Raw genomic sequence first — 21866 nt, 5'->3', positions numbered from 1 at the left:
CCCTGGACTACTATTTAATCGATTAACTCTGTGTTGTTACTCGAAGGATTTCTGCAAGTGACGTATCACCAACGAGCACTCGCTTAAATCCATCATCGCGAATACTTGGGGTGGTAGGGCGTAAATGATTTTCCATTGTTTGCAAATTTTCATGGCGATGAATCATTCCTCTTAGCGCTTCATCTACAGTAATCAGTTCATAAATTCCTGTTCTTCCTTTATAGCCTAAGTGATTGCAGAAGTCACAACCTTTGGGTTCAAAAACTTTTGATATATCTGTGTCTGCTGTGAGGCCCATAAGTTCTTTTTCATCGTCTCTTAATTGATGTGGCGTTTTGCATTGGGGGCATAGTTTTCTCACCAGTCGTTGTGCGATAAGTCCAACAATACTTGAAGATAAGAGAAAAGATTCAACCCCCATATCGCGTAAACGTGTGAGTGCGCCTAGTGCACTGTTTGTGTGTAAGGTTGATAATACCAGGTGCCCTGTAAGACTGGCTTGAACTGCAATTTCAGCAGTTTCCAAATCACGAATTTCTCCTATCATGACTACATCGGGATCTTGTCTGAGAATTGCCCTTAAACCCTTGGCAAAGGTCATTTGTACTTTGGTATTAACCTGTGTTTGCCCAATACCCTCAAGGTCATACTCTATAGGATCCTCAATCGTTAGAATATTACGAGTGACTTGATTTAATTCAGTTAGCATAGCGTATAAAGAAGTAGTCTTCCCTGAACCAGTTGGTCCAGTAACCAAAATAATGCCATGCGGCTCTGCGATCATTTTTCGCATCGCTTTTACTGTGGGTTGTGGCATCCCTAATAGGTTTAAATCTAATTGTGCAGCTTGTTTATCCAAAATCCTCAAAACTACACGTTCCCCATGGTTTGAGGGAAGAGTTGAAACCCGGACATCAATGTTATGACCACCAATGCGTAGTGAAATACGGCCATCTTGTGGGATGCGTTTTTCTGCAATATCCAGTTTGGCCATCACTTTGACTCTAGAAATGACTAAGGGGGCTATGGCACGTTGAATTTCTAAAACCTCATGTAAAACACCATCAATACGATTGCGTACTAATACTCTATCCTCATAAGTTTCAATATGAATATCAGAAGCCTTTTGTTTTATCGCTTGGGTAAATAATGCGTTTAATAAACGAATTATCGGTGCATCATCTTGATTTTCTAACAAATCTTCACTCACTGGTAATTGACTTGCCAGTAATGAGAGATCCATATCTTCTTCCATACCCCCTGCAGCCTCTAATATCGATGATTTAGATTGATAAACGTGTGCTAAATGTTGTTGAAATGCTGACTCATCAACCTGTTTCAGAGTAAAGTCGCATTGTAATAAACGTTTTATCTCCGCAAGAGCTTGTAATGAGGTATTAGGTAAATAATAAACAAGGGCATGGTTATCGCTCATTTCATTCGCAACGACAATCCCATTATTTTTTGCAAAGCTGTATGGGATCTTCAGTAGCTTCTCTTCGTTTTCCATGGCTTTTACTTCGTAACTAGTAAAGGGGGGCTATGAAACGGTTTGGGTAATTCAGCCCGTTTCAAAGCAGGCAATACAGTTGAGTTATTGCTTTGTACAAACGCATTTTGTGATTTTAGCCAATCCAGTTGGTATTGACGAACATGGTTGTACTTTTCACTTGTCATATGCATATTATCGCGTTCATTACGTAAAATCAGTGGTTTTATAAAGACCATAAGCACTCGTTTTTCACGAGAATTTATTTTCCGTTTGAATATACGACCCACACCAGGTATATCCCCTAAAATAGGTAAACGATTATTGTCATTATTTAGACTGTCTTGAGTTAAACCGCCTAAAACAACTGCATCACCGCTCTCCACATGAACAGAGGTGACGATACTGCTAATTCGAAATGTTGGAGTAGTCACGTTTGGCGCAACAACAGGTGGATCCAGTGTGTCATTACCTTGGTCGATTTGCATTTGAATGCCATTCCCACGAGTTATTTGCGGTCGAACATAAAGGTGCAATGCGACGTTAACTCGATCAAAAGTGGTAAATGGAACACCTCCATTTGTTGTTCCTCCAGCATTAGCAGGCTGAGTTGTTGATGCAATCGAAACTTGTTTACCTACTAATATTTTAGCTTGGCGATTATCAAGAACTACAACGGAGGGCGTTGATAAAATATTCGCTTTGTTCTCTCTAGCTAAAGCATATATTTGTGCTTGTAAATCATCAAGTCTGCTTCCACTGTTAATTATAGCAAATCCTGGTCTAAAATCTTGAGGCCTTCCAGTCAGTTGATTACTTCCCCATTCAATACCTAAATCATTGATATCTGATTGGTTTATTTCCGCCACTAATGCTTCTATAAGTAATTGAGCTGGTTTAATATCCAGTTGAGCGATTACTCTTTTCAAAATACGAATCACCGATGCGGGTGCATTAAGAATAATTGAATTTGTGTTAGGCTCGGCAATAATTTGAACTGAGGGCTTAGTTGTTCCTTCATTTTGCGTTGTTGCAGTTGTAGTATTTGCAGTAGCTCCTGATGCGGGAAGTGGGCCGCTACCTGAGCCTGATGAATAAAGAGAAGAAGAACTTGGACTTGAACCTTGTATATTTGAGTTACTGGTAAGATTGGAAGCAGGGTTTGTACTGTCCAAGATAGGACGGGTAATCGTACCAATGGTTGTACCAACATTTCCACTGAAATTTGCCTGGGCAATACCAGCAAGAATAGGGACCAAATCCTCTGCTCTTAGGTAATTGAGATAAACAACCTGCGTATTGCTGTTTTGCCCTTCAGAACTTTCTTTATCTAACTTTAATATTAACATTCTAAGACGTATTCTGTCTGTTTTGGATCCACTGATTAATAGAGAGTTGGAGCGATCATCGGCAGCAACTGTTAACTGTGTGCGTGATCCTCCCATACTGGGTTGAACTTTAACAAGATCTTTTAAAGTAGCGGCGATATCCATGGCTAATGAATGTCTTAAAGGAACCATATCGATACCGTTTGCGGATGAGCTATCTACCTGTTTGATGATTTCTGCAAGACTATGAATGTTATTGGCTCTTCCTGACAAAATTAACATGTTTGAGGGGGCATAGGCAGAGATGCTGCTCCATTGGGGCATCAATGGTCGTAATACAGGTACTAGTTGTTCAGATGGAACATAATGAACAGGTACCACAGCCACCATCATGTCATCGCCCTTAGGGGGCAGTTGCATTCCGTTTGGAAGATCTGGGGATTGTGTTTTAGCATCAATATTAGGGATAATTTTAATGATCGAGCCACTAGGTATAGCGGCATAACCTGATACTTGCAAAACGGAAAGAAAAACTTCGTAGAGCTCGTCATTGTTCATTGGTGTAGTTGATACGATGGATATTTTCCCTTGTACTCGAGGATCAATGACAAAGTTTTTCCCAGTTACTCGAGACACTTCAGCAATGACAGCCCTGATATCCGCATTTCTTAAGTTCCATAATTTATTGTTTGGAGGTAGTGGTGCTTCTGCTTGCTCACTTGCATTGTTAGATTGGTTGGACTGAGCTAAAGGAGGAGAAGAGTGATTATCAATTTGTTTGGTCTTTTTATAGTTGATGATTTTTTGAGTTAATTTATTTTGCAAGGCACGTGCGGTGAGATAATCATTAATTGGTCCAATTTGTACAAGATACAGTTTCTTATCCGATAGATTTTTTATTTCAACTGGTTCACTAACCAGCGCAGATAATTCTTGTTGGCGTTGTTTTGCATCTTTTTCTAAATTAAATGCGCCTGCTTGCAAATAAAAAGTAGTATTCCCATTCTTTGTGGTTGTGGAAATATTAATTTCGTTTGCATGAGTTAATGCAGAACAAATAAATGTTAAAATTACAATTACTATCGAGCGCATTGAAAAATCGCAAAATCCTAATTAAATAACATAATAACTAAATTTATAAACTTACAATAGTTTTTTTGACTCGTAACTGAAGGTATTTTGAAGCATTTTTAAAATTGTGCTTCAAGATTATCTTAACTGCTAAGAATCTATCTCTATACGTACTTGCTTTGAGATATGAATTTTAAATTCAGCGATAGATCATAATTCTTTGCCAGGTCAAAAAAATTTATTTATAGTCCCCGGACAACATAATGTTATCCGGGCTTCTTTTTTATTTGGGTGTGTGAGAATGGCTATGCTCTTCGTGGTGATGCTCATGGGTGTGAGGCTGCTGATGAGTATATGGCTGATGTTGTTGGGGTATATAATAGGGGTGCTGGTGTGAATGATAATAGAAAGAATTGGGGTGAGCACCTAACACTGGCGTTGTAACAACCACGGTAGTGTGAGTATGTGGTTGAGTTGTTGATGGGTGAGTGTGCTCGTGAGAGTTTTGCTGATGTCCGTGTTTTTTCATATTATTTCATCCTCATTAAATAAGAATTGAATTGGATTCATTCGTTTATGCAGATGATAATGATTCTTATTTGTACATTTTAAATATCATCCTAACGCATTATATGCAGATGGTTTGCTAAATGTATATGTTTTTCTGGACAATTAAAAATTTAAGTTGAATCAATATATTGGACGAGCTTAGAGCGGGCCCTCTACTGCTTTTCCTGATAAATGTAGAAGGCTCTTGAGATTTCTTTATAGAGGTTTAAGGGCAATAAATTGTGTCGCGGACTTGTTCAAGATCCGCATTACTAGGATCGTTTAAATCATAATTTCCGTGAAGCTCTTCACCTGCTTCGCTTACGTAAGTTTTTTCAGCATTTCTTCCTGCTACGGCATTTTGTCTACGCAGCACAAGAGCAGGGGAAACCTCATCTGGATTAGGCAGTTGCATGAGCGGATTATCTGATAAATCTGCTACTGCAGTTCTCCCTCCGGTAACAAACAGGGTTTTCGTTTTTGTATCGAAAAATTTTGTCATGATAATCTCCAGCTGAATGGGTTAAGGTGATCACATAGTGTAACTCAGTTGAGTATATATCAGCTTAAGTAAAACAACTTTTCTCTACAAACGCAATTCTTCAGTCAATTATCCTAAGATTGAACGCGTTTTATTATTCACCCTTCTGGTGTTCATAATACGGTATTTTAATTGAACAATACTACAGCCAATATTTTTTGTCTCCAAAAGTTCAAGCTCGATGTCATGCTTCTGAGGACCAAATAAGGAACGACCCGAACCGAGTAATATAGGGATTAAGGTAATTGTTAATTCATCAATGAGATTCTCTATAATGAATTTTTGAATAGTAATTCCCCCATCAACGTAAAGATGTTTCATTCCTTTTTTTGCGAGGCGCTGAACCAGCGCAGAAGGGGTTGCAGAAGATGAAGAAACATATTTTTGTAAATGTTTGGGGATATCCATCGGATCGCTGCTGAGGACTACCACTGGAAGCTCGCCGTATGGCCATTCATCAAACGAGAGTACCTGTTCAAATGAATTTCTCCCCATGACTAATCCATCTACACTGGAAATAAAGGATTTATAACCCCCATCTTCACCTTCAGGGACAAGAGAGTTGGCTTTCATGAGCCAATCAATGGAGCCATCATTACGGGAGATAAATCCATCGATGCTCGTGGCAATAAATACGGAACATTTGATGGACATAAAAAAATATCCTTGGGATCTGTTTTACAAATTGTAACATTAATAACAAGTCTTAACTTACAAGGAAGAATAGTACGAAAACAATACTTAATATACAGAGTAAAAAATTAATTTTTTGTCGTGTTAACAGTTTTAATAAAGTATAGAGAATAATACCACCGCCAATTCCATCAGCAATAGATGCAGTAAAGGGAATCATCATGATTGTAACCATACACGGCGCTGTTTCACTTACATCATGTAATTTCATGTCAGTGAGGTGTTTCATCATACAACAAGCTACATACAAAAGGGCGGGACCTACTGCATAGTTAGGAATCATTCGTGCTAAAGGTGAAAAAAATAACATAAGAAGAAAACCGATTGCGATAACTATGGCTGTTACTCCACTACGTCCTCCTGCTTCAATTCCTGCTGCAGACTCTATGTAGGGAGAGGTACTTGCGGAACCTAATAATCCTGCTATAGCCGAAGAAGCTGCGTCAACGGTTAGACAATTGCTAAGACGTTTGGAATAGTTTTTTTGTTGTTTAAATACTGAAGGATTTAATAAACCGATTAAAGTTCCTGTAGCATCGAATACAGCAATTAAAAAAAAGGTGAACGTAGCTTTTAAGGCGAGAATGGTATTTAGGCCAGAGAAATCGAGTTTTAAAAAGGTAGCTTCTATTGACGGGGGTAGAGAGATTAATCCCTGCCAGGTAGTTAAACCTGTTAGTAAACTTAAAACAGTAATACCGAGTATGCCAATGATGATCGCTCCAGGAATTTGAAAATAATCTAAAATCAGTATGAGTAAAAATCCTAAGAAAAATAAGCCGCTTTCTGGACGATTAATTTCGCCAAGACGCATTAAATTATGCTGATCTTCAATAATAATTTGATTGTTTTGTAAGGTAATTAAAGCAATTAATAAGCTGATTCCTATTAAGATAGCGATTTGTAAATTATGAGGAATTGCTTCAATTAATAAGCGTCTCAGTGGGGTAAGTGACATTAAAAAAAACAGGATACCTGAGAGAAAAACAATAGCTAAAGCTTGCTCCCAGGATATTCCCATCCCTTGTACTACTGTATAAGAAAAGAAGATATTTAATGCCATGCCCGGGGCAATGCCAATAGGAGTATTAGCAAACAACCCTGCCATAAAACAGGCAAAGGCAGTGATAAGACATGTGGCTGTAAATACTGCTCCCTGATCCATCCCTGCCTCATGAAGAATGCTTGGGTTAATAAATGCAATATACACCATGGTTAGAAAAGTAGTGATCCCTGCAATGATTTCAGTTTTAAGAGTGGTATCTTTAAGAAAATAAGATTTTAACCATTCCATAGTATTCTATTCTCCAAAAAGGAATTTTAAGACACTGGTCAATTTTTGTGATGCAGTGCGGTTAACGTATTGTTTTATTAAACATAACAAAAATTCAGTTTAAAGTATCTAGGGTGTGTTGTAATTAAAGCGTATAAGAGAGAAATAAAGGACCCGCCTAGTGCGATGGTTCTTATAATCACAATGAAAAACTTGCGCTAAGACTACTTTCGCTGGGTGTGGGGGCAGGGGTAACAGAAGCTTCGCGTTGTTGAGTGTTCCGATTTTTAAAGTCGTTGAATTTGATGATTTATTTTGTTTTTTCCCGAGATAGCATCTTGAATTACTTTGTGAGAATGTTTTTTTAGTTCTCTGTTTGCATAGAGCGCATATTTATTATAGTCCTCCTCAAGTAAAACTAATTGTAATTGGGTATCAGCAAAGCCTATTAATGTAATATCTTTAGTGATGATTTGTTTTTGATCTTTTAGAGGTAATTTTTTTAAAGCGAGCATCAAAATGCTATTTTTTGATGACTGTAAACCATCTCTTGTATACTGTGCAAAACGCTTACAATATTCTTCTGTTATATTTGGATGATCATTTTTAAGTTGCTGTATTCTAGCATTTATATATTCATTTACCTTGAATGTGAAATTATCATGAGTTAATGGCTCTATTAATTTGGAAAATTCCTTAGACCTTAGCCCATCAACTAACGCTACAAGATGCTTGTGGTCGTATATAGTGTCTTTTCTAAAAAATTTTTCAATAGTTTGAAAGTAATTATATAGAAATGCGCTATCAGAAACATAACAACCTCTGTCGTCTAAAAGGTATTTAAATGCTTGAACCCTATCTTTTGCTCGCATTTCTCTGTATTTGGACTCTGTAGCTTTATAGGAATCCGCAAAACTTATATTTTTTTGTCTCATTTCATCGGAAGCTAATTGAAAATGCCAGGCTATATTCGAATTAGCTATACTGCAATTTCCTGTTTTTTGATCTTTCTTTTTTAGTTTTTGAGAAAGCTTTCCATTGAACTCTCTTTGATGTTTTTCTAAAAATGCAGACATCATTTTGCGCTGACCAGTTAAAGTCATAGCAGCGCTCATCAGTGCCTTAGAAAAGTTTTCTGCTTTTTCACTATCTACAGAAAAAACCAATACAGTTGGTGTAGCATTTTTGCTTTCTCCCGTTGCTAAGTCATAATGGCGCCCTCCACGATTTACGTAGATAAAAGGAGTTTTATTCCCTTCTTTAACTGCATGAAGAGTATAAGCATGTTTAAACCATGAACAAGAAAATCCAATATACCCACCCTGGGGTAGATCTGTAATTTTTTTTGCTGTGTCTCGATAATAAGAATCAGGTAATTCACTAAAATTTAAATTAAAACTTCGGCTAGTATTGAACTGATTATATCTCCTTTTACTACTATCTACGGCTTCTCCAATCCACCAACCAGTATTTGAAAGGAATGACATAAATGGATTTTTCTGCAGCCCTAAAACATGGGCTATTTCACTATGAGACCTCGCCATATTATTATTTCTCTACATCTTTAGTGTAATTTATAGGATAGTTGATACAGTTTGTTCGTTGTGCAATCCCTTGGCTGTTAAGAATTAGTGATACCTATTCGTAGGACAATTTCTGGAATTGAGATCCAAGAAATGCAGCTTTGGATATTTTTCACGAAAAAAAAGATTAATTTGAAGTTCCTAAGGTAGTGGAGATTGTTGATGTATCTTCTTGAGAGGAAGTTGATTCATTTTGCTCCTGATGCTTTTGTTTAAAAAAATTAAACTTTGCTTTAAGGTCTTTATGAGGTGGAGTTTTAAGATTGCTTATATGTTCAGCATAAGGTAAAGAATTAGGATCGGCTAAAGGAGCTTCTTTATTTTTTTCTGAATGATCTACTCTTAAAGCATTTTGAATGTAATCTAAAAATTTAACTAATTTAGCACCAATAATTTCGAGAACACTCATTTTTCTGGATGCTTTTTCATTAATAATTTCTCGACTGGGCTTGTCAAAATTCATTCCATTTTGCTCTAAAGTCTTAAGGATGTGTATATTGACCTTACTAACAAGTTCTACGGAAAGAGATATTTTGCCCACGATATTCGCTGCTTGTTCCGGTCCCATGTGATTTATAAGTTTGTCCACCATATGTACATTATTTGCTCTAATGGCAAGAAGCAAATAGTTCTGTTGTTTTTTTTCGCTCAGAATATAACCTTCTTGGTTCAATTTGTTTAAAAGCACTTCAAGACATTCTGGAGAATTTCCTTTTATGGCTAAGGTAATTGGATTTTCCTTGTCATTGTCCTTTTGAAGGATTATCTGGGTCAATCGTGTTTTCTCTGGCATTTGCGTTATAGGAAATAAGTCTTCTCCTAAGAAATCGGAAAGACTACTTGATTGTACTACTTCCTCTTCATCTTCAGTATCTAATAAATCTGAGAGGACTGTTGTTTCAAAATCTTCATATTGAGTATCATCATTTTGAAAATCCTCAATGGACTGAATATCCTCTGTGTCTTCTTCTAGAGTTTCTATCGCTGGATTGGTTTGAATTTTTTCGAGAATATCAACTAAAAGTTGTTTATTGCCCCCACGAGCAGCCATATTTAATAGAATCTCATCATTAATACTCTGAAAAACCTTTTTTCCAAATTCATTTTCTAAGAGCTTATTTAGTAATTCGATCCGTCCATCTCTTATAGAAAGTAAAATCAAGCAAAAAAATGCTGATCTCTTAGCTTCTTTCTCTTGTTTGGTATTTTCAGGACATGAATTTAATTGGTCTAAAATAGGGATTATGCTTTGGTTATTATTATTCAGTACGGCCTCATAACCTAAACTCTTAAGTTCAGTAGCAGACCAGTTTTTATTTTTATCTTTATTTAAACAGATTTGCATTAACCGCTCATTACCAGTTCTAGCTATTAGTGCGGCACAGGTTATTGTTTTTTTATCCAACGAAGCAATTGCATCAAGATCAAGGTATTTCCGAGTATAATCTTCTGGTGTGGCTTGTTCAAAAGATGAGCTATGTTTGAATCCTGAACGAGTTATGCGCGTGAAAGTTAATGCCATATTGCTATCTTGAAACTCGAAAACGTTGGTTCGCAACTCGGCCATTAATTCCTTTTCGGAATTAAATTTTTTGACTCCTTCTCTGTAATTGGGATCAAAAACTACATACACTCCATTTAACCGATGAATTGAAATTGCATGATTAGTTGAGTCAATTTTTAAAACCTCTCCTGGCTGTAGTTCCATATCTTTAAGAATTTCTGCCCAGTTTTCTTCTGTAGTAATCAATGGAAGTACAAAGTCTGAGTCAAGCGGGTTTCCATCAATTTTTAAGGCTTTATGTGCATCCTTTTGAGAAAGTGTTTTTTCGAAAAGATCAGGTTTATAGGCTAAAACGACTTGGCTTATGAAATGATCAATATCTTCATCGGGAGAGTCACTTACAGATGATTGGTTAAAATCTTTTTCACTCATTCTAGAAATTTTATGTAACATTTTTAAAAAAATATCTTCTTTACCTTGAAGAACATAATGAGCGTGGACTATTGCTAAACCATTACATACACCTGTTTCATTCCAGTTTATGGGTAGATTATGCCATTTTAGATAATTGTTAATAATAGTTATTGTTTTTGCTTGTGAAATATTGGAATTTTCCATAGTAACTCTCAGTACAACAACAAGTTTGGTACATAAAACATCAAAAGGCACTTTTTAACACAACGGGTGTTAAGTACATGTTTGTTTTGATGAGCAATGTGTAACCTAATTTAACAGTGTAAGGGGCATAAACTTTTATACCGCTTCCCTGTGGAAGGTTTGGTGCTATTAATAATTTATTCCATACCATTAGATCTAATTATAGGCATGCAGGTCTCATTTTGCACTAATCGGTTAGGTTGATAGGAACTCAAATAGAATTTGCTTCTTTTATTCTAGTGGGTTTGTACGGGTAGTTACCGGTATTATTATTGAATGAGAGGAGATAAGAATTCTCCGAGTATGTACTTGAATCAGTTTAAAGAGTATGGTTTTGGTGGCGTTTTATTTTAGGGTAGTAACGATTTTGTCATCCGATAGTTTGTGAGTATCATGCCATTTAATACTTGGGTTTGCTTGACCTCAGTAATATATCCACAACTCTCAAAAAATTGCTTGGCAGTGATGCTGACGTCTGAAAAGAGTTTTGGGATTCCTAATGCAGTTGCGGTATGTTCACGAGCTTCTAGCAGGGCTTTACCAACTCCTTGTTTTTGATAGTCTTTATGTACATAGCCTCTATTGAGGTGACCATTTTCTTCTAAATCTGAGAATCCAATAATTTTGTCACTTTCTTTATCAATCGCTACAAAGGTATAGTTTTTAATAAGAGATTTTTGCCATTCAGACAAATTGGGATTTATCGGTGCCCATGCCTGGAGTTGTTCTTTTGTATAATCCTTACAGTTGACATTATGAACAGTCTCATAAAATAGTTGATATATTTCTGCTTCATCACCCGGCTCAAAGGTTCTGATATAAAACTTTTGATTTGATGCTGCAAAGGCGGGATAAAACTCTAAAGATTTCGCAGCCCAGATTTTTTTGAGTTCAAGAAGTATGTTTTCCGCCATTTTTTTTAAGTGAGGTAATAAGTTGTTTCTGGATGCAACGTGTATAAATGCCTGTAAACGTGATAAAACTCTTGGTCGCACCCAATTTTCTTCATTGTTCCACAATGAATTTTCTGGAACAGGTCCAGATGGCCCCACTCTGTCTTTTTCTAGAGCTGAATTAAGAAAAGGCAGTGTTTGTTGTAATAACCAGAAGCCACACGCTTCGGTATAGGCTTTAATGTAAGCTAAATCATCTGATGCCGCTGGAATGGTTCGTTTAAGCTCTTCTCGATAAACAATTTCTAACGGAACGATGATTTCTTCAGGTATGGATTTGGCACACCAACAGGTAGGCATGCTCATTCTAAGATAAGTACCATCTAATAGCGCATTGCGTACAAAAGCCCATTCAAAATCAATTAGCTGCAAATCATGTGTTTCTTCATGATCAAAAACATTGTCTGGACAAATATCTCCATGGGTGAGAACAGTAAATGGCCCTGGTTTAAGTAAAGACTCAATCAGGTGGTTTGCTTCATTAATGCATTCTGTCGCTAGTGGTAAATGTAATTTTCTATTTGCAGCTTGCAATTTTTCGAGTAAATCAGCGCGTATAAAGTCTATATCTTCTTGCATTGTTTCAATGTTTCCATGAATTTTCTTTAACAACGCTTCATATAGTGCTGTTTTACCATAACTTGCTGCATGTAAGTTTCCTAATGATTTCATAAATCGTTTTAAGGCAAGAATCGCCTTCTCTTTGTAAGGAAGAGTTAAAGAGTCTACCAAACTTATATGCTGCTTTCCCAAATCTTCAATAAGAATAAATCGATACTCTTTATTACCGCCATAAAAGTGGGGAACATTCCGGATACTTTGATGAATTTGATTTGCAAATTCAAGACCAGCCCAGTCCCGAGCAAATCGAGCATAAGCATCTTTGTCATCACGATCTGATGCTTCAGGTAGGGATTGCTTGAGAATGATGCTTTGAGGAACAGAGCTTGATTTACTCTTTAGCGTGATACGCACCACAATATTTCGTCGCTCTTTTTCACTGAGAAACTGTATGCAATTTATTTCTATTTTAGTTGCAAAATGCTGTTGAAGTATTTGTATCGTTTTTTGTAAAACATCTCGATTAATTTTTTGTTCCTGTACTGTCATGTTACTTAGCTCTATGTAATGGTTTAAAGAGATGGAGTGATGTTTTACCTTCGCTAAAGATAAAAGACTTGAATTAATTCATGTTAGCCACTTTTGTTTTAGGAGAATTGTGAGGGCGTATTTTGTAAATTTACATTAAAGTTCATGTGCGATGCATTTTGAAGTTTTTATTTGAAACTTATTGATTTAATGGTGGCTATGGGTGGACTCGAACCACCGACCTCAGCATTATGAGTGCCGCGCTCTAACCGGCTGAGCTACATAGCCACAAGACGCGTGATTTTGTCGTTTTAATGGAAAATTGTCAAGACTGTTAACCTGTTTTTTTGGATTTTTTTCTGATTACTCCTAAAGTATATGCTTAATCATTTTTTTATAAGTTTTTTATAATGATATTTAAAGGCATAATTTTGCTGATTGATGGTTATAAAACAAACATAATCAATAAAGCATTAATAGAATAAAGTTACTTTGCTCTCAAATTAGAAATTTAGAGTTTTTAATTTCATAAAAGACTAGATATTCATTTATTAAAAATTTATCTTAAATCAGAGCCTTCAAAACTTATTGAGTATGACTCGTGATTTGGAGACTGCATATATTCAGATACTTTTTGAACTCTCAAACGGGGTAAAAAAACTTCTGCTAAACATAAAGGAAAAGTCGATGCACAACATCAATCAACAAAATCAAAATCCTTTTGATGAGTTAGCTTGCGAGATGCTATTGGAGATTTTTAATGCTCGCAACAAAGATAAAAATTATATCCTTAAGCCAAGCGATATGGTTTCTGTCGCCTTAAGTTGTAAACGTTTTAACGGAATAAGCCAGAATGCTAATTGCTTCTTTCTCCCCCATACTTATAAAGAGCTTCGAGAGAAAGCCTCAGATTACCATAATTATAAAGAAAATCAACTTGCGAAATTGAGGCTTGAACAGAGATTGAGACACGAAAAAAATGGTCCATTTTATTGGAATAAGCGCTTCAGGAATAGAGTAGCCTTTGGTTTAGGTTTTCTCTTGGCATCACTTTTAGCCCTTAAATTGGATCTAAGCTATGAAACATTTTTATTAACCAATTTTATTTTGGCTACGGTAACTATGATAGTTATCGAACTCATTATGAATCACCTGGAGTTTTCTTTAGACATATCCAATGCGAGGAAGATTCCTCTTCAGTTTTTTGAAGAAGAAATAGCAAGTATACCTAGTTCATTGAGTTTATAATTTCTAATGGATTCCTATTTTATACTTTAGATTGTGATGATGTCGCTGGGGGAGACGCCTGGGTTTCGTAATGCTTACCCAGGCTATATTATTTTGATAAAGTTAGATGATCAATAAATACATGGCGCCTGGACCACGTAATATTTGAACTAATAGTTCATTTTTTTTATGTAGAGCCATTTGTTGTAATGCTTTAACGTCTTTAATTGGTGTTTTATTCGCAGAGATAATAATGTCTCCAGGTCTTAACCCAGCACGCCATCCAGCACTTGTTTCTGAGGCCCCAACGACTTGTACACCAATAACATTACCATGAGGCGGTGTTTCTTGCTCAAAGTTTCTTAATGCCAGCCCATAAAGGAATGGATTCTCTGACTGCAGTTTTTGTTCATGTGATTTAATGTCAGTAACGACTGCATCCAGCGTAATGGTTTTGCCATCACGTTGAACGACCATTTTAACATTTGAACCTACACGCAAGAGACTAATCGTTGTTTTTACCTGAGTCGCTTGTGTGATTTTTGTATTGTTAATTTGGGTAATAATATCGCCTGATTTTAAACCAGCACGCTCAGCAGGAGAGTTTGGATTAACCTGTGATACTAACGCACCTTGGAAATCTTCAGAATATCCCAGGGAATGAGCAAGTTCAGGAGTTAAATGCTGAACGAATATACCCATTAAGCCACGATGAATGGAACCAAATTTAATGATTTGTTGTGCTACATCTTTTGCCATGTTGATGGGGATAGCAAAACCAATTCCTACGTTACCGCCATAAGGAGAAAGAATCGCAGTATTAATACCAATCAACTCTCCTTTTGTATTAACCAGCGCACCACCAGAATTACCTGGGTTAATTGCAGCATCTGTTTGAATAAAGTTTTCTACGCCTTCAATATTTAAATCACTGCGTTTTAAGGCACTGATAATACCAAACGTTGCAGACTGGCTGTTGCCAAAACTGTTTAAGCCAAAAGGATTACCGATAGCTACTACAAAGTCGCCTACTTGCAGTTGATCAGAATCACCTATAGGCAAGGACTTTAGGTTTGTGGCATTAATTTTTAATATGGCCAAATCAGTTTCACTATCACTGCCGACTAGCTTTGCTTTTAAACGTCGTCCATCTTGTAAAGTAATTGTAACAAGACTCGCATTGCGGATTACGTGATCATTCGTAATAATAATCCCATGTTGTGCATCCACAATCACACCAGAACCTATGCTTTCAAATTTACGCCCTTTTTCAGGAGCTGCTTGATGCGGTTGTCTGCTGTTTTGAGCCTCTTCATCATTTCCAGCTGCACCAGGGGATGCATTAGGAGGTAAATAGCCTTGTACTGCAACATTCACAATTGCAGGCATAATATTTTTTAAAGCAGGAGCCAAGCTAGGCATAGGAGTAGGCACTGCTTCATTAGTCGCATTAGCTGCATAAGTTAACGAGACTGTTAAAAGAAGCAAGCTACTTATAATGAATTTGATATGTTTTATCATAATTATTAATCCTGAGGTTGATCATTAAACCAAATTAAGGTAGCTATTCTACCTGTTTGTGACGTTCTTCGATAGGAATACAACTCATTTTTTAACTCAAAAGTACATAAACCACACTGATAAACGGCTTTTATGCCTTTCAAGTTCAAAACAATTTCAGCAATTAGGGGCAAATTAGCCAGCCATTTTCCATTAACGGGTTTAAATGCCTGCTTACTTAAAGGGTATGTATCGGTAAAAGCTTGATATACTTCTTCTCCAACTTCATAACATTTTTGACAAATTGAGGGGCCGATCCAGGCTAGTACGTCAGATTCTGAACTCACCATTTTATCGAGTGTTTTTTCAATGATACCATAAGCCAATCCCTTCCAACCAGCATGAATTGCTGCAATCTCTGTGCCTTGCACATTACAGAGCATAATAGGTAAGCAATCAGCAGTAAGAATCGCTAAGGGGTGTTTCATTGAACGGGTTATAGAAGCATCCGCATTTCTGTTTGGATCTTCTTCTGCAATAACACAATGAGTCCCATGTGTTTGATGTAACCATTGTGGCTTGCCAGGTAATTGTAACAATTCCTCGAGTTGTTGTCTGTTTTGCAGTACGTGGTGATCATTGTCACCTACATTCAAGCCCATGTTATTGCTGTCATAAGGGGCTTGGCTATATCCGGATAAACGAGTTGTACTCAGGGCTGTGACATTTTTTGGTGCAGGCCAATTGGCTAGATTAGTCTTCATAATGTTCGTCCAATATGTTAAGAAGAAGTTTAAAATCATCAGGTGTCGGAGCCTTGAACGTCAACTCACTTTCTGTTTTGGGATGATAAAATGAGAGCATGCATGCATGCAGCGCTTGTCTTTTAAAGTTTTGGAGTAGGGCGCGCAATTGCTCCGTAGCTTGAGCTGGGAATCGCATACGTCCTCCATAAAGCGGATCGCCAACCACTGGGTGATGGATGTGGGCCAAGTGAACTCTAATTTGATGAGTTCGCCCGGTCATTAGCTTAACGTCTAATAAAGTAAAATCCTGATATTGTTTTTTTACTGAATAATGAGTTATTGCTTGCCTTCCTTGCTCTTGGACTGCCATTTTTAATCGATTTCGTGGGTTTCGTCCAAAACCAGTATCAATCGTACCGCCAGAAATTATATGGCCTTGTACCAAAGTAATGTAATGACGTTGAATTTCACGAGCTTGCATCTGACGTATTAATGAAGTATGCGCTGGTAGTGTTTTTGCTACGACTAATAAGCCTGTTGTATCTTTATCTAATCGATGAATAATGCCCGCTCTGGGTAAATGATATAAGGATGGTGCATGATGCAACAATGCATTGACTAATGTGTGCTCTTTATTTCCTGCTCCAGGATGAACGACCATGTTTGCAGGTTTGTTGAGGACTAAAATGTCTTCATCTTCATAAACGATATTTAAGGGAATTTCTTCAGGAATACAATAATTAAAATCTTTTTCCATTAAAGTAAAATCAACATTAATCTCAATCAAATCCCCATCTAAAGCTTTGTCTTTAGGTTTACATGGCTTTTGATTAAGCGTTATTGTGCCTTTTTTAATCCAACTGCTGATTTGTGAGCGTGAGTAGTCGGGAAGTAAACAGGCGAGCACACTGTCAATACGTTGGTTGTGATGCTCGCGTGGAACAATTAATTGTTTGTGGATATGTTCTATCATCAAATTGCTTCAGTCTCAGCTGTCATGCGCCCTCGTAACGAGTTAGGCAATGCATCATTGATTTGAACATCGACGAATTGTCCTATCAAATGAGCAGGAGCATCAAAATTCACCACACGATTGCATTCAGTACGACCAGACAGTTGTTGGGAGTCTTTTTTAGAGTGCCCAGTAACTAATATTTTCTGCGTGCTTCCGACCATAGATTGACTGTATCGAGAGGCTTGCAATACCAATCTGTTTTGTAATATCTGCAGCCTTTGCTTTTTTACTTCCAGAGGGGTGTCATCTGGTAAATTCGCAGCTGGAGTACCTGGTCGTGGACTGTAAATAAAGCTAAATGAGGTATCGAAACCTATTTCATGAACCAAATCCATAGTGTCTTGAAAATCTTTATCTGTTTCTCCTGGAAAACCAACAATGATGTCTGTCGATAAACGAATGTCCGGGCGCACTTTACGTAGTTTTCTGATCTTGGATTTGAACTCTAAAGCAGTATAACCACGCTTCATCAACCCTAAAATGCGATCAGAACCGCTTTGTACAGGTAGATGGAGATGATTTGCCAACTCAGGTACTTCTGCATAGGCATTAATTAAATTATCTGAGAACGCCAAAGGATGGGATGTAGTAAAGCGAATTCTGCCTATACCTTCTATCGCAGCAAGATAATGAATTAAAAGTGCAAGGTCAGCGATATCACCATTTTCCATCATACCACGATAATCATTAACATTTTGTCCCAATAAATTGATTTCTCTGACGCCTTGTATTGCCAATTGATAACACTCAGCAAGTACATCATCAAAAGGACGACTAATTTCTGTGCCGCGAGTATAGGGCACAACACAAAAACTGCAGTATTTGCTGCAGCCTTCCATAATAGAAACAAATGCTGTGGGGCCTTCAGCTTTTGGTGCTGGCAGATGATCAAATTTTTCAATTTCTGGGAAACTGATATCAACAACAGGCTTTTTCTTTTCCATTCGCTCATTAAGCAATGTTGGAAGTCGGTGTAATGTTTGCGGCCCAAAAACGATATCGACAAAGGGGGCCCTTTTAATAATATCTTCACCTTCTTGACTTGCAACACAGCCGCCTACACCAATAACTACATGAGGATTTTTAGCTTTATATTCACGCCATTGCCCTAATTGAGAAAAAACTTTTTCTTGTGCTTTTTCACGAATAGAACACGTATTGAGTAAGATCACATCTGCCTCTTCAACGTCTTCCGTTTTGACCAAGCCATGTGATTGCAACAAAACTTCTGCCATTTTAGTTGAGTCGTATTCATTCATCTGGCAGCCGTTGGTTTTAATGTATAATTTTTTAGCCATATCAAATCTACTTTAAAAATGTGTAGCCTGAGTGAAAGTTTCATCCGTATCAGGTAAATCTGAATTCGGCTTTCCACCCAGGCCAATTATATCCTAGGAAGCTCCGTATTATTTCATTAATGCACACTTTGGCAATAAGTTTCTTTAATTTTGGGCAAAATAATTAAGGCAACAAGCATTCCTAGAGGAAGAATTGCAAGTCCAGTATGGTAAGCTTCTAACGGATATAGTCGAACGTTTCCATTCATCTCGCCTTGCCACAGTTTGTCAAGAACATAGCCTATGAGAGGTTGTGCCAGCGCAATACCTACCATATTCATCATGTTCATAAAGCTTAAACCTGTAGCGACGTATCTTTTGTTGCATAACTCTTTGGCTACAGAAAATGCGGGTAAAAAACCTGCTGAGAAAATACCGAATGCAAATAACATAATTTCCATATAGATTGCGCTATTAATTGGGGCAAAAATAAAAATTGTGGAGCATATAAGTGCGCCGACACATCCTATGTACATAGGTGGTTTGCGCAAACCAATACGATTAGAAAAAATTCCCCACAAGGGGCTGGCAATTGCCCAACCGATAAAAACTAAGGAAATATAATTTGCAGCTGTTGTTTTAGTGATCGTCATCTTAGTCATCAAAAAAGGAACGCCCCAGAGACCACAAAAAACTGGGGTTGCCATGTACATCAAACCACCATAGCAGGCCACTAGCCAAAGTTGTCTGTTTTTTATCAATGTTAATAAACTCGGAATTAAGGGCTCTTCTTCGATAGAATGGTGATGAGATATTTCATAATTTTTAGGAGTATCTTTAGCAATGACAATCAGTAAGACTGCAAGAATAAGACCGACAATACCCATAATGAGCATGCTGTGACGCCATCCAAAGCCCTCAATTAACAAGGCTAACGGTGCTTCACCCCCAATCGCGCCTAACATTCCTATGGTAACCATAAGACCAGTAAGCAAAGCAAAACGCTGAGCAGGGAACCAATTCGCTGCGAGCTTCATTGTACCTACTGCAGCAAATGCCGATCCAAAACCTATCATTAAACGTGCTACACAGGCCATAAAAAAGTTATCTGTCATTCCAAACGCAATGGTACTGACAGCACAAACAATTGTAGCAAGTGTTAACAATCGATGTGGACCGAAATGATCCATTAACACACCGCCAGGTAACTGCATGGCCGCATATGAATAGAAATAGATGCCGGATAAAATTCCTAATGTTTGGCTAGTAACCGAGAAATCCCTCATTAATTCGTTACTCATAACGCTGGGTGATACTTGTAAGAGGCATTCGTAAAAATAAAATAGGCAACCTAAGCCCCATACCATCCAAGGCATTATTGATTGTATTCCAAAATTTGCTACTGAGTCGGACTGTGTATTGTAGTGTGCCATTCTTTTATAAATCTCCAGATTCATCGATACGAAATTGATTTTGTACCACTCTAGAAAAAGCAGTTGCTCCCTACTGCACAAGCTAATGGCACCGAAGCTGCCGTTTTTTTTATTTTTTTCACTCAGCTTAGAGCTAACTACTGTTTCGTGGAAAAATTTCAAAAAAATCTGACATCTTCAGTACCCTTGGTTTGCTCGTTACGCTAAACTGCTTTTTCTAGGATTATCACTCTTTAGTCATGATTTTAGATATCACCCAGGGCCAGCCATCCTGGCATGTTCAATTAAATAATTTGCGTATGTAGTCCTTTCTTTGTCTTTGCTTTTACATTCTAAAAACTTCATTTTGATGAAACACATGAAGCATGCATTTTGAATAAAAACTGGAAATAGCCTTGTAGATCAGTTTGTTAAGCCTTGTGTTACATGTAGTGCAGTTTTTTAAATCAAAAAGTCAACCGGCAACATTACCATACATATATACAAATTTCATCATGTAAAATGTTAACAGTTTGTCTATTATTTGTCTACTTCGTTTGGATAGTCAGGAGGATCAATGACTACGCGAGTTCCTTTCATTCCACCTCCTGGTAGATCGATAAACTCTTCATTAAGCCAGCGAGCATCCTCAATAAACATCCTGATACAACCGTGACTCGCTCTGTATCCTGGTACCTCATAACTACCATGTAAGGCGTAACCTCTAAAAAAATGCATGCAATAAGGCATTAAAGCGCCGCCATCATTGCCATCCGATCTTCTTGGGAAAACAGTGGACACACAATCAATATCTTGTTTGCGAATAACGCGAAATGAACCAGTGGGTGTGTTGCAACCTCCAATGACGCTTGGACATTTACCTATTCCTGATGAAATAGGTCCCCACCAAAGCAGTTCACCATCATAATCATATGCTGCCCAAGCTAGTTTTTTTTGGCTTACATAGATTGCTTTTTCTCCTTGGGAGTCAATATATCTTGGAAAAGGAGAGACATCATAGATAGTCAGGCGGTCGATATTTTTGGGTACTGCAATAGTCATTCCCGAATGTAACGCAATATTCATACGATTAATTCGTCTTACCATGTCTTGTTCCTCGGGATTAGGAAATAGTTTTTCCCAGCTTTCGCCATTTTTAATTTTCATACAAAAATAGTCGGGTGAATTACATAAATTTTCACCATATGTCGCGTGAGCGAGAGCAAGCTGACTTATTGTCAATAAACAAATAGAGACGAGCATTGATATCATAATTCTCATAAATGATCTCAATTGGGCCATTATAGTCTTTATAGCGGCACTTTAAAAAATAACTTTATATTCTATGAGTTCATAAAGAGGCATATTAATAACCATATGATTTTTCAGCAAAATACCTGTTTCTTAGTCATAAGTTATAAGTCTTTCATGAGAAGCCAGAGCTGCATGTCAAATGAACTTTTTCAGTAAATTGAGGGGAGAAACCCCCGGGTTTTGCTGTGCCAAACCCAGGCATCAGGATGGTTTCGAGATAAACGTCAGGATGGAAGTGAGGAGTCAGATTCTGGACTGCTGGGTGAAACTTTCTGCCAAGCCTCGTGGACTTGTGCAAGCAAAGTATTGGATTGCGCTAATAACTCTTTATCGTTATTGAGATTTGCTTTTAATAACAAATATTCAATATGTATGTAAATTTGGAGCAAGTTTTCAGCTATTTTGCCACCTTGCTCATGGTTTAAACTTGTTTTTAAGCCCTCAATAATGCTTAAAGCCTTACTAATATGCTCTCCTTTTTCTTGAACTTCCTTTCGATCAATATTCCCTTGAGCTGTGGCAATGTGAGTTCGAGCACCTTGCAATAACAAATTAATTAATTCATGAGGGGAAGCAGCATCAATACGAGTTTTTAATTCGATTGTTTTATAGTGATTTATAACTTGTTGATTAGGATTCTTCATC

At 37.3% G+C, this 21866-nt stretch carries 17 protein-coding genes and 1 tRNA gene; 1 reads left to right on the top strand and 17 read right to left on the bottom strand.

Annotation, left to right across the window (positions count from 1 at the left end):
- Positions 1 to 22: 22 nt before the first annotated feature.
- The 10 genes from lspE to Lpar_RS14530 all read right to left on the bottom strand — a co-directional run bounded on the left by lspE (position 23) and on the right by Lpar_RS14530 (position 13018).
- On the bottom strand, positions 23 to 1510 hold the full coding sequence (gene lspE, locus Lpar_RS14570) for a GspE family T2SS ATPase variant LspE (protein ID WP_058518607.1): 1488 nt from the start codon (positions 1508 to 1510) through the stop codon (positions 23 to 25).
- A gap of 5 nt (positions 1511 to 1515) precedes the next feature.
- On the bottom strand, positions 1516 to 3909 hold the full coding sequence (gene lspD / locus Lpar_RS14565; RefSeq protein WP_058518606.1) for a GspD family T2SS secretin variant LspD: 2394 nt from the start codon (positions 3907 to 3909) through the stop codon (positions 1516 to 1518).
- 262 nt (positions 3910 to 4171) lie between these two features.
- Entirely contained in the window at positions 4172 to 4417 is a 246-nt protein-coding gene (locus Lpar_RS18930) for a hypothetical protein (protein WP_133133914.1), read from the bottom strand.
- 246 nt (positions 4418 to 4663) lie between these two features.
- Entirely contained in the window at positions 4664 to 4939 is a 276-nt protein-coding gene (locus tag Lpar_RS14560) for a hypothetical protein (protein WP_058518605.1), read from the bottom strand.
- 108 nt (positions 4940 to 5047) lie between these two features.
- On the bottom strand, positions 5048 to 5632 hold the full coding sequence (locus Lpar_RS14555; protein WP_058518604.1) for a dihydrofolate reductase family protein: 585 nt from the start codon (positions 5630 to 5632) through the stop codon (positions 5048 to 5050).
- 52 nt (positions 5633 to 5684) lie between these two features.
- Positions 5685 to 6965, bottom strand: coding sequence for an NCS2 family permease (locus Lpar_RS14550; protein WP_058518603.1), 1281 nt, complete (start codon positions 6963 to 6965; stop codon positions 5685 to 5687).
- A gap of 266 nt (positions 6966 to 7231) precedes the next feature.
- Positions 7232 to 8431, bottom strand: coding sequence for a hypothetical protein (locus Lpar_RS14545; protein ID WP_133133913.1), 1200 nt, complete (start codon positions 8429 to 8431; stop codon positions 7232 to 7234).
- 223 nt (positions 8432 to 8654) lie between these two features.
- A complete protein-coding gene (locus Lpar_RS14540) occupies positions 8655 to 10649 on the bottom strand; it encodes an ankyrin repeat domain-containing protein (RefSeq protein WP_058518601.1) in 1995 nt (664 codons plus the stop codon).
- Between the two features lie 389 nt (positions 10650 to 11038).
- Complete coding sequence (locus Lpar_RS18610; protein ID WP_237759418.1) at positions 11039 to 12751, bottom strand: GNAT family N-acetyltransferase; 1713 nt, start codon at positions 12749 to 12751, stop codon at positions 11039 to 11041.
- A gap of 190 nt (positions 12752 to 12941) precedes the next feature.
- Positions 12942 to 13018, bottom strand: a tRNA-Met gene (locus Lpar_RS14530).
- Positions 13019 to 13417: 399 nt separating this feature from the next.
- Here Lpar_RS14530 and Lpar_RS14525 point away from each other — a divergent pair.
- The gene (locus Lpar_RS14525; RefSeq protein ID WP_058518600.1) at positions 13418 to 13978 is read left to right on the top strand and encodes a hypothetical protein; all 561 of its coding nucleotides are present in this window, start codon (positions 13418 to 13420) and stop codon (positions 13976 to 13978) included.
- 102 nt (positions 13979 to 14080) lie between these two features.
- On the opposite strand, the gene Lpar_RS14520 is transcribed toward Lpar_RS14525, so the two are convergent.
- The 7 genes from Lpar_RS14520 to fliS all read right to left on the bottom strand — a co-directional run bounded on the left by Lpar_RS14520 (position 14081) and on the right by fliS (position 21865).
- Positions 14081 to 15478: a Do family serine endopeptidase gene (locus Lpar_RS14520; RefSeq protein ID WP_058518599.1), complete on the bottom strand. Its 1398-nt coding sequence runs from the start codon at positions 15476 to 15478 to the stop codon at positions 14081 to 14083.
- A gap of 5 nt (positions 15479 to 15483) precedes the next feature.
- Complete coding sequence (gene pgeF, locus Lpar_RS14515) at positions 15484 to 16221, bottom strand: peptidoglycan editing factor PgeF (protein WP_058518598.1); 738 nt, start codon at positions 16219 to 16221, stop codon at positions 15484 to 15486.
- Positions 16211 to 17176, bottom strand: a complete 966-nt coding sequence (gene rluD, locus Lpar_RS14510) for a 23S rRNA pseudouridine(1911/1915/1917) synthase RluD (protein WP_058518597.1) — start codon at positions 17174 to 17176, stop codon at positions 16211 to 16213. Before rluD ends, pgeF begins: the two co-directional genes overlap by 11 nt.
- Positions 17176 to 18516, bottom strand: coding sequence for a tRNA (N6-isopentenyl adenosine(37)-C2)-methylthiotransferase MiaB (gene miaB, locus Lpar_RS14505; protein WP_058518596.1), 1341 nt, complete (start codon positions 18514 to 18516; stop codon positions 17176 to 17178). The genes rluD and miaB overlap by 1 nt, the downstream gene beginning before the upstream one ends.
- A 116-nt stretch (positions 18517 to 18632) precedes the next feature.
- Complete coding sequence (locus Lpar_RS14500) at positions 18633 to 19928, bottom strand: MFS transporter (protein ID WP_058518595.1); 1296 nt, start codon at positions 19926 to 19928, stop codon at positions 18633 to 18635.
- Positions 19929 to 20447: 519 nt separating this feature from the next.
- Entirely contained in the window at positions 20448 to 21188 is a 741-nt protein-coding gene (locus Lpar_RS14495; protein WP_172465764.1) for a L,D-transpeptidase, read from the bottom strand.
- A 257-nt stretch (positions 21189 to 21445) separates the two neighbouring features.
- Positions 21446 to 21865 (bottom strand): flagellar export chaperone FliS, encoded by a 420-nt coding sequence (gene fliS, locus Lpar_RS14490; RefSeq protein ID WP_058518593.1) that lies wholly within the window; start codon positions 21863 to 21865, stop codon positions 21446 to 21448.
- Position 21866: the final 1 nt, after the last annotated feature.

It is taken from the genome of Legionella parisiensis (genome assembly GCF_001467945.1).
Lineage (GTDB): Bacteria > Pseudomonadota > Gammaproteobacteria > Legionellales > Legionellaceae > Legionella > Legionella parisiensis.
Note: the sequence above shows the minus strand (reverse complement) of the source record. Positions and strands in the feature narration are given on the sequence as shown.

What these genes read in the sequence shown, in the direction of transcription:
- pgeF (WP_058518598.1), bottom strand. Translation starts at nt 16,221, where the DNA reads ATGAAGACTAATCTAGCCAATTGGCCTGCACCAAAAAATGTCACAGCC.
- Lpar_RS14555 (WP_058518604.1), bottom strand. Translation starts at nt 5,632, where the DNA reads ATGTCCATCAAATGTTCCGTATTTATTGCCACGAGCATCGATGGATTT.
- Lpar_RS18930 (WP_133133914.1), bottom strand. Translation starts at nt 4,417, where the DNA reads ATGAAAAAACACGGACATCAGCAAAACTCTCACGAGCACACTCACCCA.
- lspE (WP_058518607.1), bottom strand. Translation starts at nt 1,510, where the DNA reads ATGGAAAACGAAGAGAAGCTACTGAAGATCCCATACAGCTTTGCAAAA.
- Lpar_RS14520 (WP_058518599.1), bottom strand. Translation starts at nt 15,478, where the DNA reads ATGATAAAACATATCAAATTCATTATAAGTAGCTTGCTTCTTTTAACA.
- miaB (WP_058518596.1), bottom strand. Translation starts at nt 18,516, where the DNA reads ATGGCTAAAAAATTATACATTAAAACCAACGGCTGCCAGATGAATGAA.
- rluD (WP_058518597.1), bottom strand. Translation starts at nt 17,176, where the DNA reads ATGATAGAACATATCCACAAACAATTAATTGTTCCACGCGAGCATCAC.
- Lpar_RS18610 (WP_237759418.1), bottom strand. Translation starts at nt 12,751, where the DNA reads ATGACAGTACAGGAACAAAAAATTAATCGAGATGTTTTACAAAAAACG.
- Lpar_RS14540 (WP_058518601.1), bottom strand. Translation starts at nt 10,649, where the DNA reads ATGGAAAATTCCAATATTTCACAAGCAAAAACAATAACTATTATTAAC.
- Lpar_RS14550 (WP_058518603.1), bottom strand. Translation starts at nt 6,965, where the DNA reads ATGGAATGGTTAAAATCTTATTTTCTTAAAGATACCACTCTTAAAACT.
- Lpar_RS14500 (WP_058518595.1), bottom strand. Translation starts at nt 19,928, where the DNA reads ATGGCACACTACAATACACAGTCCGACTCAGTAGCAAATTTTGGAATA.
- lspD (WP_058518606.1), bottom strand. Translation starts at nt 3,909, where the DNA reads ATGCGCTCGATAGTAATTGTAATTTTAACATTTATTTGTTCTGCATTA.
- Lpar_RS14545 (WP_133133913.1), bottom strand. Translation starts at nt 8,431, where the DNA reads ATGTCATTCCTTTCAAATACTGGTTGGTGGATTGGAGAAGCCGTAGAT.
- Lpar_RS14560 (WP_058518605.1), bottom strand. Translation starts at nt 4,939, where the DNA reads ATGACAAAATTTTTCGATACAAAAACGAAAACCCTGTTTGTTACCGGA.
- Lpar_RS14495 (WP_172465764.1), bottom strand. Translation starts at nt 21,188, where the DNA reads ATGAGAATTATGATATCAATGCTCGTCTCTATTTGTTTATTGACAATA.
- fliS (WP_058518593.1), bottom strand. Translation starts at nt 21,865, where the DNA reads ATGAAGAATCCTAATCAACAAGTTATAAATCACTATAAAACAATCGAA.
- Lpar_RS14525 (WP_058518600.1), top strand. Translation starts at nt 13,418, where the DNA reads ATGCACAACATCAATCAACAAAATCAAAATCCTTTTGATGAGTTAGCT.